Raw genomic sequence first — 18,843 nt, 5'->3', positions numbered from 1 at the left:
AAGCCCAATTCTACCAAGAATTGGGCTTTGCTATTTTTATCCAATTATTTAGCTTTAAAAACTATATTTCACTACCATGATTAATTCTTCCAATTTTAATTTATCGGTATCTTGAATTGACAAACTAAATGGGATATCTAGTTTAATAGCAGAATTAATGCCACTACACATATTCAATTCATTTACTTTGGAAAGATTTACTGTTTCGGTTTCATCTAAAGTAAGCACAAAACTAACCGGATTGTCTTTAACTTTTGCTAAAAACATAACTTCTTCTATATGTGCTGAATCAATAGATTGTGCTAAATAAGGCAATCTTACTTTGTCAATATTCAATTCAACTACTCCTGATTTCTTGAGTAAAAGCCATTCATTTGACAAATCATGTTTCATATTTAGAGCCAAATGTAAACCCGTTTGATTTAATTGTTGTTTAATATTTTCTAATTGTTTAAATACGGTTTTTGTAGCGTTTAGTTTTAATCGTTCTCCGCCTTCGTTGGCTGTATATCTAATATGTACAATAACATCTGTAACTGTCGCATAGTCAAATTGACGAATCTCTGGTAATTCAAGACGCCATTTACTGATAACTCCAGCGCCTTCAAATGGCAAATAACGTTCATCTTTAAAATTCAATTCAAACATACCGTTGTCATTTTGGGCAGTACTTGTTGCAATAGCATTAATCGGGATTCGGTAGGTACTAAAACGATTATCGGTATCCTCTGTATCCTCTTCGTACGTCTTACCGCCTATTGCATTATTCCTGAATTTATTTTCTAACAAGCTTAATTTAGCATTAACTCCTGTATACGGCCCTGCAATACATGGCATTGATACTGATACCGTTTTGATACGACGCTTGTATTGCCCGGGATAATCCATATCAAATAATACTTCGGGTATTTCAAACTCGCATTTGCCTGTTTCCCTAAGTTGGATAAGTGCCAATGGACTTAATAAGCATAAAGAAACATGTTTTGTGATTTCATAATCATACCCGCGCTCGTTCTGATAAGCTGCTTCCATTTGTTTTAATCCTACATAAAGTTGTTCTCCAGCAAGTAAGCCATCTCGTCCTGCATCCCAATAACCTGATTGTATGAAATTAGAATTACTTATTCCTCGCTCAAAGCGATATACTTTTTCTGCTTTTTTAGACAATTCATGTGCTAAACTATATACCTGATGGTACAATGTTTTAAGGCTTCCGCGCATCCAGGTATACAATTCTTCATTAGTATATTTATTTTTTAAAAAATCTTCTATTTCCAGTGCATTATCGATCATTTTTTGTTGGTTGGTAATTTCCTGATTGGCAATGGCAATACGAATTTTTTGAGCTGTTATTTGCTTGTCTATTTGTTTTAGTTCATAACCTGCAGCATTAGCTTGCATAACTCGTTCTTGTAAAGCACGTTTGAAATTTCCTTTTTTACCAGCTGATGAAGATTGGTAAGAAAGATGATCTGCATAAATTCGTAAACCTCTAGCAACTGCTGATGTAGCATTTGCCAAGTTAGGAAATCCCCAAGATACAGCAACCCCTACTCCTAAAGGTGTTCCGTGACCATTTATCGTTGGCAATGCATGAAAAACCGAAGCCAATGTCTCTACTACTCCAATACCGGTTTGCCAATCGGCAGCAGCACTGGCCTTATCCATATCTTCTTTCTCAAAAGGTATAAGTTTCAATCCGCTTTCATCTACAGGTGCTTCAATGCTATTGACAATTTCAGCAAATTCAGCATCCAATCCTGGTACTTTGCCTAAGTCCTCTCCTATTAATTTTAGGTAATACTTCATACGATGTTCTGGACTTTTACGATTCTGTTCCAGACCATCCATATTTTTCTGTGCCTCTTCCAGTTGCAATTTTTTAATTTCCATTACCAGATTGTGCATAGCATTTTCATGTCTGGAACGGATAAGTGCAATGGCTTCATTATCTTTTTTCTCGATTACGGAAAGCAAAGCATTTCCCATAGATTTTAATTCTCCGCACAATTCCAATGCTTTTTGGAGTAAATAGTAAAAACGATAGTTAGGCATTGGAGTATTTAAATCATTTATTACTGAGGCAATACTCAATCCTTGTGCCGCTGCTTTTACCAATAATGCAGGATCAATTGGTGGTTCAAACAATGGTAATTTTCGGAATACTCCTTCGATATTTTCACAATGGCGTATTTTATATAATCTATCGGCAATGGTATCCCAATAGCCCATAAGTTTAGGATTGTTCGGGATACAGAAATAAAGTGAAGAAGCTAAACCGTATATATTTGCAAACGCCAATTCGCCATTTACTGCCCCAAAAGGTAAGGGAGTTTGATTGCTGAATGGAGCTGCCAATTCCAACTCTACCATGGCATTCCCAAAAGCATCCCATTTGTCTAATAAACCAATATAGGTTTGCGGTTTTGTAATACCGCGCTTTGGAATAATCATGGGGCGAGGTCCCATAATATGCATGGCCAAAATATACAATTGTGTAGCCTGATTAATACTTTCTATAGTGTCTTGTCGGAATAGATAATCGCCCCATGCTACCAGATTATCGATATATTTCATTACGACCCATTTCATGTATGCCACCGGACGGTTACGAGCTACAAAGTGTGGCATAAAAGGATTATCACGCCATTCGCTTATAGTTTGATTAGCCTTATTTGGTTTGAGATTATTAAAAATATTGTCCAAAATTCTTTGGCTGTCTGTTTCTTTAAAGGGAGCAAATTGCCAAAAACGTTTATCATCAGAACCTTCAGCAATAGGATTAAACACAAAATGATACCATTTCATAGCATCTTCAAATTGTTGCGATTTACTTAATGCATCTGCCAACATCATTGGTGTGTGCAAAAACAATTCCCAATTGTATAAAGAATAAGGACGTTTGAGCTCATTGTATATTTCGGGTGTACTTGCATCTCCATCATGGTCTGACCAACCAAATGCATCTTCTTTATCAACTATTTTTAGATTACAATTAAAAAATTCTTCCAGTTTCCCAGAATTAATTTTACCCATTAGCTTATGTGTAAAAGAATGATGGAATTTTACCGTATTTGAACTTCCATTATCCCAAACTAAATTTTCTTTTGATGATTCTTCATTAAAAGAAAAATCAAGATGACGTGCAAAAGTTGGGCTATTGAGCTGCCATGAATACATTTTTCCTTCAGATTGATTAAACTGATCAATTGGAATTGGAATTGGTACAGTTCCTATCGCTGATGCTACTTTAATGGTATTACCTTCAAATTTAAATGTACCAAAATAGTCTTTAAGATCATCTTTAAGATCATCTACATTTATCAGTATTTCATTTTCATTTATTACAGGAACAAACTTAAAACACTGAATATTAAGGCCAACACTTTTTGGTTTTGTATCCAAAACATCTTTGCTCAATTGTTTTTGTGTCCATTTACCATTTCGGTACTCACTCCATGCCATTTTTATTTCAAAATATTCTACGGGCAAATTACTGTTAACTGTTGTATCCCCAAGAGTTTTCATTGAATCATCACCAGTTTTAGCTGGTTTTATTTTTTTTACAATCTGAGGAAAGAAAATCAGCAAACGTCCATTCCACACCACAGGTGTTAAGAAACAACCATTATCGGTAACTTTCCCATCTTTATCTTCCACATCATAACCCGGTATATCCACGTGCATTTTTTCCCATGGATACCAGTTCATTTTATCCAATGCCAAATAACGATAATAAAAAAAGTAAGGTGCATTACGTGTGCGTGAGAAAATATGCAACTTTGCTCCAGTAGTCCATTTTCCTTTTAACTCTGCTGGTTTTGTACCGTCAATATACAAGCCTACTACTTCCATATTAGCCACTTCATCGACTTTATAGAGATAGGATTTTAACGCGTCAATGACATTTTGCTTGTTGATGTCTTTTTGCAGTAATTCGCCTTCTAATTCTTTAAAAAACGGACTCTTATCATCTCGTAAGTTACTTTCGATCCAATTTTCGGGATATAAGAAAACTTTACGATTGGCTTCCCAAACTCTGTAACGCTGCATCCAATCCCAACGTTCTCTATCTAATATATCTGGCGCGATTCCGCTGTATTCTTCTTCCAATCCCAAGAAACAACGTTGTATAAATAATTGTACCGATGATAATGCCTGTTTAATACGTGAAGTTTCCATGCAAGCATCCATTTGAACATCTATCAGAAAATATTCAAATAGGCTGTCTGCATCCGTTACTCCCCAATCTAACAATGTTTGTTGTTGCAACAAAAATCCAATTAAGGCTTCTTTCTGGTTATTACGCAGTTTATCACTCAATGGTTTTACAGCCTGTTCCCAATCGGTTTGGTTGTATTTGACACGAATAGCATTTTTTATACTATCGGCAATTACTCTGCATTTATTGAATTTAGAAGTAGGAATTGCCCATTCAAAAAGCAAATCGATATCTACACTTATCTTATCGGCAACAACTAGAGCTGACTGCAGTTTTAATAGATTTTTTTCGTTGTTGTAATCTTGTAGTTGTGCTATATTGAAATGATTTGTTGCAATTAACTTCTCAATTCGTTGTTTTTTCCAAGTTGTGAGTTCAGCAATTTTACAGCTCAATGATGTTACATCAGATAATGGATTGTAAGTCCAGTCCCAAAATTCTAGTATGTTAAATTCAGATTGAGGCAAAGAGTTTCGCAATCTGGTATATGCCTCCAATCGCAACCAATGGATTAATGTTAACTTATTAAAATCCAGATTATCAAAATGAACTTTATTTTTTTCCAGAAACTGAATTTCATCTGCACTTAAATCAAAACCAGTGATCAGCATGGCTGCTTTTTTTAATGCTATTAATGCTGGTTCGCATTGCTTAGATGCAAAGTCAGGAATTAATGCCGATGATGGAACAGCTGTAATGGCTGAGGCGGTTGTTCTCCAATAGATATTTTTTAATTCGACTCCAATAGTTGACAATTTATATAATTTACCAGATTGGAGTACAATATCATTACTCCACCATTCATTTGTAGGGTCTTCCTGAACGGTAAAACTCAATGTTGTTCCATCAATACTAAGTATAGGTTGAACATTGCTCTCTTTAACAACAAACGTATATGTTGCAGTTGATGACGGAATTAAGTATCCATTCCAATTGCTTTCAACAGGCTTGCTGCTTTCTTTTATTTTTTCAAAAATACTGAATAACGAAACTGGTATATTGCTTATTTTTAGTATATCAGTAATCAATATATCAGTAATATTAGGTTGTAAACCTACTATGCCAGACAAAGTGTTTACAATAAAACGATGACTCAGTTCCTGACGCAGATAAGGCATGAAAATTTCTAAAAAAGCTATTCTTTTTTGAGGAGCTGTATTAATATCAGGATCTCCATCAAGTATTTTATCAATAGGGAAACTTATGTCACCTGTTTTAATTATTTTTTCTAATGCTTCTTTTTGAGCGGCTGTTTTTGTTTTTTCAGTATCAAAAACTTTAGACAATAATTCTTTGAATTGCTTGTTCTGCTGTTTTTCAACCTTAATCAATGCAGATATCCAATCTGGGTCGTTACTGATTGCTTTATAATCAATGCTTTCAGCTTCGGTTAAGATCCCTGTGATTTGGATACTACCATTTATCTTATCGTATTTTAATTTATTCTGAAGTGTTTTCTCTTCTGCCAAAGTAAACGCTATGTTTTTTGGAGCATTGATTATAAATATGTTCTTACCCTCTAATATGCCGATGATTTTTTCAACAATATCTGTTTCAAAAAGTAAACTTGCTTTAGCTCTTACAAATTCTGACGTTGCTTTTTCTTTGATATTGATTTGTTGTAATGCTGCATTTTCAATTTTGACATCAGCCTTTAAATCCTGTTGTGTTTCGTCGATGGTGTTTAACCCATCGTATATGGATTTTGCTAAAATTAAAATTGATTTCTGCGTAGGTTTAAACGGTTTTTTAGTATCGTCAAAATCTCTAATGATATAATTGAGTTCTTGTGGTGTAAAGCCCGCATCATCTATTTTGGATAAATTCTCTATAAATTCTAGTGTACTGTATGCATCATTAAATATATTACCTAATAAAGGAATGATGTCTATAAATGCAGGAATCTTATAGCCTAAAACTTTTGAAAGCAATCGGTAGCGATATAGTTTTGATAGATTACTGAAGGTCAATTCATCTGTCATGTCTGTAGCTTCCATAACAGTTTGCAAATCATCGGCTGAATAATTTAAAGCTGCCATTAATACCGGAAAATGCTCGGTAATTGTAGTGTTTACAGTAAGATAATTACCATTTGCATTGGCTTTAAAAACCTTATCAATTCCTAACACATTGTGTGTTAAGAAAAGTTTTTTGTAGAGAGAGTTTTCACCTGCTGCACTAATATCTGTCCAAAAAGCTAGTAGTTTTATTACTTCAATTCCTGTTTTATCTAATAGTTTTTTTACAGCTACCAATTGATGTATTAGGGTGGTTGAAATATCATAATCATGATGACATTCTTCGTTACAGTCATCACAATCACATTCATCACAGTCAGAACTGTCGCATTCATCATTACAATCATCGCAAATAGAATCATCTTCGCTTAAATCATCTTCATTGTTTACTGTTTTTTGGATACTTAATCCAATAATTGCTTTATCTAATTCATCAATTGTCCAATCTAATTTTCTCCACAAGCGTATAAAACGATGTATACGATCATACTCGTCAGCAGTGAGTGGTGTTCCATCTAAATGCTGAAGTAGCGCTGTATTTAAATCGCAACTGTCTTTTTGTTCTAAGAAAATGAGATACACCTCTCCATCTATTATTAAGAATAGGCCTTTTTCGCCCTTGTCACCTACAAATTTTATTTGCTCCCAACTTTTAGGATCCGCTTCTTCATTTTCATTCAAAAAAGTGACTTTTCCTGTTTTTTTATCAATTTGACCAAGTGGAAGTATTTGTTTTTCTGTATCATAAAGTATCTTGCAATTTTCAACCCTTATGCCAAAATCATTATCAAATAATTTATCATTCTTAAACAGTATTTTCCCATTCACGCATCCTCTACCGCTTTCTATGACTATCATTTTGCCTATTTTCTCAAAATGACATTTCACCCAACATATAATATCCTTGTCGCTTATTTCTACTTTATCTTTGCATGTATCAGGACAGCTTAGTACCTTTTTGTTTGTTAGTATTTCTATCTGATCTTTAATCATTGGCAATAAATCAGCAAATTTTTCTAATTTCACCAAATCTTCAGCCATTTTATCAATACCATGTATTTTAGCATAATTTTGTAAAAAACGATAGCTAAAATGTAGACTTTCCGTTATATTTTTCGATTTCCCTTTTGGTAAAAATGGATTGATATATTCTGTTTTAAGTAAATCTACAAGGTTGAAATAATCAATTCCGGTACGTCGTAAAAATTCTTTTTTAATTAAGGTGAGCCCGTTATCGCTCAACATTGTTGCATCATCATCATAGCCATAATATTCACCAACAGATTTTACACCAATCAATTCTTGATATTCAGAATCTGTAAATGTTTTATTTTTAAGCTTATTCATCAGGGCTTTACTTTCAAAGCATTCCTTTGTGAGTATGATATATTCTTCTTTAGTAATATTTAAAAATTCAGAATCAGAAGCCCTGTCTAAAACTTCATCTTTTAATTGAGTTAATTCTGCATTGTTACTACTATTGTTTTTTCTAAAAGTATCTATTACTTCATAACGACTTGTTCCTAAATAATCCAAATATATTCTTGTAGCATCAATTGGCTGATGGTATGGTAGTGTAAATGGGTATACTTCATTTTTTAAGATACAATACGCCTGATATTCTGTATGCTGAGGCTCTGCAAGCAATTCACTACTAGTTTCATCGGCTACATTAAAAGGTTTTAAATGTTTGAATGCCACATAACTTTCCATGACTTCATTTGCCAGATCAACATAAGGTAAAATAGTGTTGGTATTTTTACAAGTCAATTCCAAACAGCCTAAATCTGGGCGACGATTAAATAATTTTTCTAACGGAGTTCCGGAAATATTTTTAGGATCGGATTTTATTGCCACATCGCCCTCAGCATAAGAATCAAGATTGTTGTTGCGTAAATACTGTAATAATTCTACATAATATGCCGCAGCACTATATACGGAAGTACATTCGCCACATTCGCAAATATCTGCATCGCCAAAAAGCATATCCCATGTTAAGTTATTTTTTTCTATAATCTCTTTTGTAGCTTCCTCTGGAGAATATGCAATGGCATTACTTTCTGTCTTCATGGCTCCCAGCCCTTTTTTTATTTCAGAACCATTACCCAATCGTATGCTTTTATCAATCATATCAATACCAGTATTCTGACTGGCTTCTTTTAACGCTATTAAGGCATGTTCATTTCGTACACGTAAATGCTGCGCATTGGTATGAATTTGCTGCAATATTGTTGCATTTAATCCTTTACCACTCAATGCGGTTTTGAATTGAGCAGGCGGTATATCCGAAATTTGAAATGCTGTATGGAGCTTGGCATCGTACAAAACCGGAATAGCATCGGCTATGGGACTAACCGTAACAATTCTTTGTAAAGTTTTTAATTCCGTTTGAATAGGTTGTTGCAAATCATCAGGAATTTTTTTGAATTCTTTATTGTTTTTGAATACTTCATATACAGAGGTAGTTCTTATATTAAAATCTGGATTTTTTTCTAATAATGTAGCCACTTTTGCCCCCACTGCTGTATTTAATACTGCTACTTGTGGGTCTTTTATCATGTTTACGACAACCGCAGTAGGTTCAAATTCAAAAAGTTTATGATGCAAATCGATGGCAAATGCTTTTTTATCTTCATTTGATTTTGCTGGCGAAATACTTTTTATTTTTTGGATAAAAGCCTCTTTATTAAAATTCAAAGCAATATCACGCATCGAAAGCACCTTATCATCTTTCTGAAAAAGCTCAACAACAGCTTTATTGTCATTACTCCATTTAGACAAGTAGTGTGTAAACTCAAGATTTTTTACTATTGCCGGTGTAAAACTTTTGTCTTTGGATAGTTCACTTTTTACCTCATCCCAATTGCCTTGATGTATTTTATAAATAGCATCGAATGCTTTGAGTTGGTTTCCGGCTTTTAAATCAAATTTAAAAAAATTGAGTTTATTTTTATTTGGATCTTGGTTGTCAGATTGTGTTGCCATGATATTGTTATTATATGTTTTCTGAATCAGTTATTGCTTTCTCTCCATTTCCTGCAGTACTCTAAGCAAAGCTGGTTTTGCATAAGCCCAATTATGGCATTTAAAACTGCGAAGGTTTTCAATAGCGGTTTTACATTTAAAGCAATGTAGATTTGCTATAGCATTTGGAACTTCAATATTTACAAATTTGGTTTCGCCAAGAATAACTTGTGCAATCATTTCTTTAGCATGAATGCCATCTACTGCTGAGGAAACAATATCTAGCCAATTGATTTCACGTTTGCATTTTGGACATTTTTTATTATCTCCACTTACCCAAAGCGGGGCGCCAATTGTTTTGTCCGGCATACCTAATAATTTTTCTATTATGCGAACGTCTTCCTCTTTTGTTATCCATTTTTGCTTTCCTGGTAATGAAGAAGGAGAATCATATACTGCCTGAAATATTTTGTCATTTACGGGTAGTGTATTTTGATGTGTTTTTTTGTCGTTTGTAGGTTTCATAATTTTCAACTTTTTAAAATTATTTTCTAATTTTTCCTAAATCATTAGACTTAGCAGAAATACTTTGATGTGGCATGGATTGCGAATCCGTGCTATCGAAAAAACCAAAACTTTAGAATTTTGACAGTTTTATAAAATCAGTTATTTGAAGCGATTATCTCAATCAATCCCAATAATTTTCATTTCTATATCCCGAATCACCTCATTACACTGAGCACAAGCAAGGCCTTTCTTTTGTTCATACCATCTACATTTAGACCTGATTCCACAATATTGTAATTCTGACGATTCATCATTACCAATAACATCGATTACAGAATTAATAAGTCCGCATTCATGTTCTCCTGAATCCCATTGCTTACAACCAGATTTGGCACATGTACCAGAAAATCGAAATCGTTTTTCCGGTTCTCTGCCCTTAAGAGCCGTAGCTATGAAAGTCTCATCAATTTCTATCGGTTCTTTTAGATAGTCGATAAGACCATCTGCGTTAACTATTCCATATAATTTCGCTCCGGGTTTACATACGTAACTGGGACAAGTTAAATTTTGTTTTTCCTTTGGTGTAGAATTAGTAGTAGGTTCCATATCTTCTATTTTAACTCTTATCAGAACACTGGTCCTGATAAGAGTGATTAATTATTAAAAACCATCAATAGTTCATTTTCGCAAATTATTGAATGGTTCCATCCAAATACCCAAAAGTATAGGAAGCTTAAGCCCTTTTAATCGTGGGTTTAATTCTAATTTTCTGTTCACAATTAAATCTCCTTCATGATCTATTTGCGCAATCTCGCTCATAACAACACGTTTTATTCCCTTGTCGATGTTGTTAATTTGTTCTTTTGTAAGCTTTATACCATCAAGTGAGACAGTAAAAAAGGCATTGTTTTGTAATTCATTTGTTTTCATATCTAAATAATTTAAGTTAATTGATTCCTTTTATTTAAAAATTGATTTTCAAGTATTCCACTAAGAATATAATTATGCCTTATTAATGTTTTAGCTTATTCTGTTTTCTAAAAGATTAAAGAAGATTTTTTTTTATTAGCATTATGCCTAATCATTCTACAATAATCAATTGATATTAGCTCATTTTTGTATTAGTTTAATTGGTTTTAAATCTTAATCTTCTGAATTCATTATTTTATGTTTTTTGCACTTCATTTTCTTAAGTTTAATTATTAATATGTTTTACTTGTGGGCACGGATTGTAAATCCGCGCTATCGGATGGTTTTCCTCGATTACTATTAAAACTGTTGAGGCCCCCAGAGTTCAGTAAACAGACGACAAGTTGCGCTTTGACAGATAAAACTATTTCCAGTGGAACCTCTACTAATAGCCCATTCCTCTACAGTTCCTCCCATTTCATCTAATCTTGCCCCAAGGTTTTCTTCTGCATGTAAGCCAGGTATTGTATTTTCTGGAGGATCTAATGGAGTGTATCCTAATTCTTCAGCAAGTGCTCTTTGTCCTGGACGCCACGGCGGGTCAATTCCATTACTCGGTGTATTAGGCATAGCAACATCAATTGTTTCTCCTGCGGGTGTTCTGACTCTAGCGGTCAGAATAGTTTGGTTACTTCTAGCGGGATTTTCCCTTAAAATTCTTGATGCTGATCCTTTATGAGACAATGGTCTACTGGGTCTTGCTCTGGGTTCTTCACAAACATTTTCATCTGGAGAACTGGAGTTAGAACTTCCTCCCTGATCTCCGGACGAAGACATCATCATATGAGTAATCGCGCCCCCTGTTGCACTTGTTGCTGCTGGAATTGAAATTGCAGAGGTCGCTGGGACTAATTCAAATGCTACAGTCCCATTAAGAGTTGGTGTCATTTCAATGGTTGGTAATCCTGGTATGCTAGGTGGCGAACCTCCCGTTAATCCTCTTACCCCTAATGCTGTTGCAGCTATTTCGACTGGAAGTCTACCAAGTGCTCGTGAACGTTCTCTTTCTGTTGGTGCGTTTTGAACCTGATTTATTGTTTCGCTCACACCAACCACACCATACGCAGTTGCAGCTGCAGTAACAGTTGTTACAACTGCCGCCTCTGTAACAACTACTCCTGTAAGAGCAGTTGCAGTCGCAGCTGTATATGCCACACCTGCTGCAAGAACTGGAGCTGCTACAGTAGCTGCAACTGCAACAACTGCAACAATTGCAACAGCACCTACGAATCCTAAAGCCACTTCTCCCCAGTCATATTTCCCATTAGTATCTGCGTTTGAAATCGGATTATTTTTAACATAAATATACCCATTCACGCCATCCCCAATCCCAATAGGATCACTACTCATCCACCTGCCTAACCAGGGCAAATAATACCGGGCACTGTGATACTCCAAACCAGTTTCCTCATCACGCTCCATGCCTGTATAACGATAGCGTTTAGCTGCCGCTTTAATAGATGCATTTATAGCTTGATATGCGGTTGTTCCAAAGGGATGATACTCTTCGTAAGAGATAATGTCACCAGTTTCGTTAAGTTCTAAGGCAGAAGATCCTAAATGATTAAGTAACTGGTATCGTGTAGTAAATTCAGTCGATGTTCTGCCAAAGGGAATACCAAAAATATATTTAGGTTTAGTTTCCATATCTACCATTACAAAACGATGTCCTTTATCTATTAAACTCAAACTAATCCTTTCTAATCCGGCATCGGTACCACTATGATTTTTATACAATTCATAACCCGATACATAAATACGTTCGTTTTTTAATGTTGGTGTTTCTCCTGCATTGGCAGTGTTCTCGGTTATTTTTCTGATGCGTTGTCCCTGTCCGTCGTATTGATAATAAGTAGTTTCTGGTGTACCCCCATCGGTGCGTTTTTGTTTGATTGTCTTGATTAATTCTTCTTTGTAGTTCCATCCCATTTCCTGTAAATGAGGTAATGTAGTTATGAAACCATGTTTCACATGATGCGGGTACGTAAACATTTCACTACCGACCTGTGTCATTTTCAAACGATTATTACTTGTTTCATAAGTATAATCACGTGTCCAGTTATTACCCGCTGCAACATGTTTCATCTGCATTATATTTCCCACTTTATCGTAGCGATAGTTTTGAGTGTAATTTCGAACAGCCATTGGGTCACCAGGATTTAATTGGTGCATAAAAGGAGCATCATTCCAATTGTCTTGGCCATTTAGCGTTAGTGCAGCATTATTTTCTCTTCCGCTTGCTGTAATTAATCGATATAATGTATCATAGCTATATTCTGAAATACCTGTTACTTTTTGGTTATTAAAAAATACAACAGGTATATTCCTATCTTCTATATGAGTAATGTTTCCGACAGGATCGTAAGTATAATGACAATCCTGCAATAGCTCATTATTCTGACGTTTGCTTTCCAATCGTTTAAGACGAAATGTTTCTTTATCGTAATAAAACTTATTGGTTACATTATTTCCATAAATAATTTTATTCCGTTGGCCTTTTTCGTTGTAGTCAATATTTATGATATAGGTATTTGTCTGTGCTTTGTCAGGATGCAGTACACTCTCACCATCTAATAAACCCGATTTGTTGTAAGAAGGAGTAATAACACTGCCATCAGGTGCAATTTGCTTGGTAATGCGTCCCAATGCATCGGTATCGGTAATAAAAGTAAAAAATTGACTCTCTAAATCATCTACCAAATTATCATCGATCCAATTGGCAACTTCCTTATATTTTTTAAAAAGTGTTCTTTTGGTACTTGTTGGTTTACCATGAAAATTATAACCGGGTATTTCTTCTACACCACCTGTATCATAATGTTTCCAAATCTGTCCTTTTAAATTTTTGAGTTGGGCATCGGGCTTTTCTTCACCATAAATTATTTTATCAAATATGTGATTTAAACTCACATCTCCATCACCACCCAAAACTTTGCTGTATAAAGGTCTGTGTAGTGTATCGTAAAAATATTGAAATTCATGATTGCGTTCGTCCCAGGTGCGTAACGGATTACCCAATACATTTATTAGTAACCAACGTTGCCCAGCATCCACACTTTGCTGGTATACTTTGTTACCCAATATGTCATATTTGTATTCCATGACTACATTAAATCGAGCATCAGTTACGAAATGCAGGTTTCCTTCGGAGTCTAATTTTACACGTGTATATTGCAATTCGTCGACACCTGTTACTCCATTTTTATTATTTTCAATTGACAAAATTGGTCTTCCTAATGTGTCAAAACATTGAATACTGGGAGTATCGGCATGTTTTTCGGCCTTTAATGCTGCTTGTTGTTCTTTGAGATCATTGATAAATTCCGGATGGGTCGAATCTGTCCTTTTTTTATACCATTCACTTTCCAATACACAATCGTTAGGGTCATAATTACTTACTTTCCAACTGTCAAAAATAACTTTTGACAATGTACCGTTTGGCATTTCTGTTTTTATCAATCGCCCGGCTGCATCGTAATACATAATCGGCGTTACTCCGGTTTCCACCAATTCTTTTAGATCTTCAAATTGATGCGTTACCGAAAAATAAGGTTCATATTGTTTTACAGCATTGCCTTTGTTGTTTTTGATGGTTCTGCCGTTGCCGATCCAGCGAAGTTGTTTAGGAAGAGTTTTCGATGTATCTATATCCGAAATAGTAATAGTATTATCCGGGAGCACAATAACATTTTTGGCAAATCCAGGTTCTGCCTGCGCTTTCTTCATTATTACTTCACCTAAACCATTAGAGTATTCAAAGCCGATTTGAACAGGTGAATTGTTGTTTTGCTTATAATGTTGCTCTCTACTTATTGACGCTACTACAACAGGCTTACCCGAATTGATATAAGTATCAAAATCATAGACAAATCTTGACGTTGCTTTATTTAATAAGTCTTTCCCAATATTGGTTAAATCATCAGAGTCAGAAGCTTGAAAAAAGTTATTAATCAATAGTAATTCGGCTGCATCTGTTGTTTCGGTTAAATCAGTCAATTCATCGGCTTCATTCCCCTTACCCATTATTGCAACGGCTTTTATAAAACCTAATTCATCTGTTATTACTTCTGACAGGTTAGTATTTATATCACTCATCCGTTGAGGTGATAATGTTCGGAAGTTGAATAAATCCACTTTAACCGTGTTACCTATTGCATCTTCGATTTCTTCTATAAACAGAAAATAATTCCCATAGTATTTTACTTTTGTTATGCTGCCATAAGGATCTGTAAAGGATACCGGAACATAAAATCTAGTGCTTGCATCTGTCACTCCTTCTAAATCTGCAAGAAATTGTGTCGTACCGGAACGTACCCACCAATTGGCATCTTCTAAACCGCTTTCATTTAATGCATGCGAAAACTTGCCTTCTAACATTAAATTTTGCAGTGCCCAATCGTCTGCTTTTTCATGGTAAATATGTCGCAATAAATCGGGGGTATATGCCAACTGATAACTCTCAAACGGCATGGCTAGGGATTCTAATTTATACAAAGGCAAAGGGCTTTTCAGATCATTACTTCTGTAAATCGTTTTGGTGTGTTCTATCAATCGTTTTTGTGATAAACCTGGGATTGTTGGTTTATCTATTTCATGATATAAAACTGTTGCTGATTTTGCCTCGGTCAGTATTTCATCAAAATCATTTGGAATATAAAATGCATTTGATTTTGGTACATCTTTTAGTTCGTATGTTTTAGACTCTGAAGGCAATCGCAATCGGAGCGTATCAACATTTATAACATCATTTGTAAACTGATTTTGTGTATAGATAATAATAGTTTTGCTTTGCTCTTGCTGTGTTTCAACAGGAAGCGTTACATCAGCTAACAATCGTGGGTAGACAACTGCAGCAGATTCTAATACATTACCATATTTATCTAGTTTAGTGTTTATGTTATGAGCAATTCGTGGATCTTCAGGGTTTCGCTCGTAGTTATAAGTTATAGCTTCATTTTCTTTAACTATAAAAATGGCATGTTTGTTTTTTCCTTTTGGCTGTAGTAATTCGATAACATAATTGTGTGTAGCTACCGAAAAAGGAATAAGCTCTTTTCTTTTGGCTTCGGTTGTGTTTCCGAATTTAATAGCATCTTTCGCAAAAATTTCGGAGCGCAAATTCATGCCTTTACAGGCTCGGACTGCTTCGCGCCATTCGTAAGCAGAAAGATGTTTGAGTATTGTTGGATCAATTTCGGAAGCAGCTATCAATCTCGCATCTGGCAAAGTTGTCTCGTGATGGATAACATCAAATCCATTATTAAGCATTTCTTCATACCAGTATTCTTTGGAAAATTGAGTCAGGATTTTATCCTTTTGTAAAAAAGCTCCGGTATGATTCCAGCTTTTAGAAACCACTGGTTCCTGATGTAATGATTTATCCACAATATTAGAGGCATTACTCTTTTCCCAATGTTCAAAACTCTCGGCATCAATTTGTTCTACCATGCCAAAACCTCTGAATTCCATTTCTGAATGATCATAATAGCCATGATGATATTTGTATTTGCTTACAAATTTGTAGCCTGATATTTTATCTTCGGTTGTGGTTTTGGAAACGCAATGTACTGGAAAATGCAATTTAGTCACCCAAGGTTTTCCTGCCAACTTATCTTCAATATAAAATTTAGTCGAAGGTGTGTATTCTAATGACACTTCTTTTCCTAAATTGTTTTTATAAGAAACCATAATATGTGGTTTCTTACTATTCATTAAATCAATATATTTTAATGGAGACTGCGTATTTTTTGATAATGCGCTAGACCATACAATACAGGCAACTCCATTGCCTAATAAATCAGTTACAGTAATTTTAGCATGGGAATGGATTTCTGGAAAAGAGTCTATTTCAAACGGAGTTGTACTAAAACGATTACCACTTAGGTTTTTCCAGCAAGTAAATTTGTTTTTACCCAAATAAATGATGTCTGTTGTTCCGGAACCATCAATATCTGCTAGTTTTATAAAGGATGGGTTAAAATCGTTCTCACTATCAAGAATTGGTGAATTATCCAATGCTACTTTTGCGCCAAATTTCCCGTAACCCATATTTGGCCAATAACAAATTTCATCATTTCGAATACGTAGAATGTCAGTCATACCGTCACCTGACATATCTGCTAAATAGATTGTTTGCTTTGCATCGGCAAAAATAATATGCGGACCATCTTCTTCGTCAAACGATTTAGGTGCTCTTTGCGCTGCTGAAAATCCATTTCGACCTTCGGAAGTATACCATGTAAAAACCTGATCTTCTGAAATAATCACTTCTGGTTTACCATCACCATTTAAATCCAGCATTCGGGTATTTGAATCGCTAAAATCAATATTTGGAATTCCCTTAAACGAGCGAAATCCCTGCCATTCATTATCGTCATCTAATTCAAAATAACCTTTAGGCTCAGTATTAAAACTGACTAACTGTTTACCTCCGTCGGCATCTAAATCGATCAGTTGCATCTTACTACCCAACCCAGAAAAAGTGGGTTTAGGTGAGACTAATTTAGCATCTTCAAATTTTCCTTCTCCCAAATTGTGTTTGTAATACCATCCATTTACTTGTTCCGTTAGAATACCTGATAAACCTTCATTAAATAAATCGGTAAATTGATATTGTTGCTCATCCAAACCTGATGGTGCATGAACTAATTGTCCTGCATCAATGGATTTAATAATATCATTCCATTCATGTTTTTGGTAATCAAACTCCATTGGAGGGAGTTTTTTAGAAGAATAGGATCCATCCCCTTTTTTGATATAACCTATTGAAGTAATAGTTTTCAGAAATGTAAAATCCTGCTCCGTTGTAATATCATATCCTATATTGAGAGATTTGACTAAACCTTCGTATTCATTAGAATTAGTAAAATGATGAAACAGTAATACTCTATTGCATAATCTTGTAGTTCTAATTTCAAACCCTGATTTATAATCTGAAAAAGCATCTAACCTGAAATTCCAGTCTTTTATTTTGTTGAAAGGTGCAACATCATTATACTCGCCATAATCAAAAACGGTTGAAAACAAATAGTCAGATTCACTCGGGAATACATCCTCAAATTTATTATATGGTGTTTTATTACCATATAAAACTTTTTCTAAATAAAGATTGGTGTACGTAATTTTGCCCTCTTTAAATCGATTTTTGTTATGCAATAATGAATTATCAAAACCATTATCATTTTCTTTTTTATAAATATAATGAGTGCAGTTTCCTTTATCGTCAAATACAAATTCAGGAAGCCATTCAAAAATTTTTGTCTGGTCTTTTGGGTTTTGAATAATAGAATTGTCTGTCCATCCGAAAAGTGTCGTGACATTATCTTTTGAAATTACCCGCCATTTAATTCTTCTAGTCACCTCTTCTGTCCAGCGTTCAATACGTGCAAAGAGACCTTCAATTCTCGGTTTATAATTTCTTATAATAAATAATCCGTCAGATGAAGTTCTTTCATTTATAATATAATCACCATCAACATCTAACTGAAAACTTCCATTTAGATCTTTTGTAAATTCAGGAACTAAATCCTCGACACCCGAAAACAGAAAAGTATCAGAATCAATTAAATCAAGATATTGAGGCAGCCCTTTATCTGTTTTGCGTTTAATTGATCCTAAGCCAAAACTCCAGCCTAATCCAAAAATACCATTACCACTGCCTGAATTATAAGAGAGACTTAATGAAGGTGATGTACCTCTTGCAGATGAAAACGGAAGTTGAATTGAAAATGAAGATGTACCATTTACAGCATTAACAGTAAACTTTTCATCGATTCCCTTTAGAGCACCACCTCCTTTTGGTAAAGAAATTGATGGTACTTCGATCGCATTAGATTTGGTTTTTCCTCCATCAGTTTTGAGGAATTCATTATCAGAATTGTTTTTAGTCTGTTCTTTCATTTCTTCTTTTTTAATAAGTTGGGGCAGAAATAAATGAGGAGGTAACTTTGTCGAATTGTTAGGTGGGATTACAACACTTTATCCTTTGTTAATGCGTTGTCATGGCTGTTCATTTTATTGTCAATAATTCTATTGTAATATCTTAGTTACCTTATTAGGATATACATATTTTATTAATTTACTAAAAATTAAATTGCTAATTTCTACATCAGAAAATAACACTAATGAATTACTTTCTTTTAAATTAAGATAAGGATTCGATTT

Annotated in this window: 5 protein-coding genes; all 5 read right to left on the bottom strand. The window is 34.6% G+C overall.

The genetic code is table 11. The annotated features are described in order from the left end of the window. Positions 1-54: 54 nt before the first annotated feature. Positions 55-9,225: a Tc toxin subunit A-related protein gene (locus tag IW20_RS20345; protein ID WP_035626806.1), complete on the bottom strand. Its 9,171-nt coding sequence runs from the start codon at positions 9,223-9,225 to the stop codon at positions 55-57. A 30-nt stretch (positions 9,226-9,255) separates the two neighbouring features. After that, entirely contained in the window at positions 9,256-9,729 is a 474-nt protein-coding gene (locus tag IW20_RS20340; protein ID WP_035626803.1) for a hypothetical protein, read from the bottom strand. Between the two features lie 159 nt (positions 9,730-9,888). Continuing rightward, positions 9,889-10,317 (bottom strand): hypothetical protein, encoded by a 429-nt coding sequence (locus tag IW20_RS25595; protein WP_051886051.1) that lies wholly within the window; start codon positions 10,315-10,317, stop codon positions 9,889-9,891. Positions 10,318-10,389: 72 nt separating this feature from the next. Then, a complete protein-coding gene (locus IW20_RS20330) occupies positions 10,390-10,641 on the bottom strand; it encodes a hypothetical protein (protein ID WP_035626802.1) in 252 nt (83 codons plus the stop codon). Between the two features lie 339 nt (positions 10,642-10,980). After that, the gene (locus IW20_RS20325; RefSeq protein WP_051886048.1) at positions 10,981-18,579 is read right to left on the bottom strand and encodes a SpvB/TcaC N-terminal domain-containing protein; all 7,599 of its coding nucleotides are present in this window, start codon (positions 18,577-18,579) and stop codon (positions 10,981-10,983) included. Between the last annotated feature and the right edge of the window lie 264 nt (positions 18,580-18,843).

The organism is Flavobacterium hydatis, from assembly GCF_000737695.1.
Taxonomy (GTDB): Bacteria; Bacteroidota; Bacteroidia; order Flavobacteriales; family Flavobacteriaceae; genus Flavobacterium; species Flavobacterium hydatis.
The sequence above is the reverse complement of the archived record's forward strand: the minus strand, read 5'-3'. Positions and strand labels throughout refer to the sequence as shown.

Excerpts from the sequence above, each read along its gene's own strand:
- IW20_RS20340 (WP_035626803.1), bottom strand. The coding sequence starts at position 9,729 with ATGAAACCTACAAACGACAAAAAAACACATCAAAATACACTACCCGTA.
- IW20_RS20345 (WP_035626806.1), bottom strand. The coding sequence starts at position 9,225 with ATGGCAACACAATCTGACAACCAAGATCCAAATAAAAATAAACTCAAT.
- IW20_RS20330 (WP_035626802.1), bottom strand. The coding sequence starts at position 10,641 with ATGAAAACAAATGAATTACAAAACAATGCCTTTTTTACTGTCTCACTT.
- IW20_RS25595 (WP_051886051.1), bottom strand. The coding sequence starts at position 10,317 with ATGGAACCTACTACTAATTCTACACCAAAGGAAAAACAAAATTTAACT.
- IW20_RS20325 (WP_051886048.1), bottom strand. The coding sequence starts at position 18,579 with ATGAAAGAACAGACTAAAAACAATTCTGATAATGAATTCCTCAAAACT.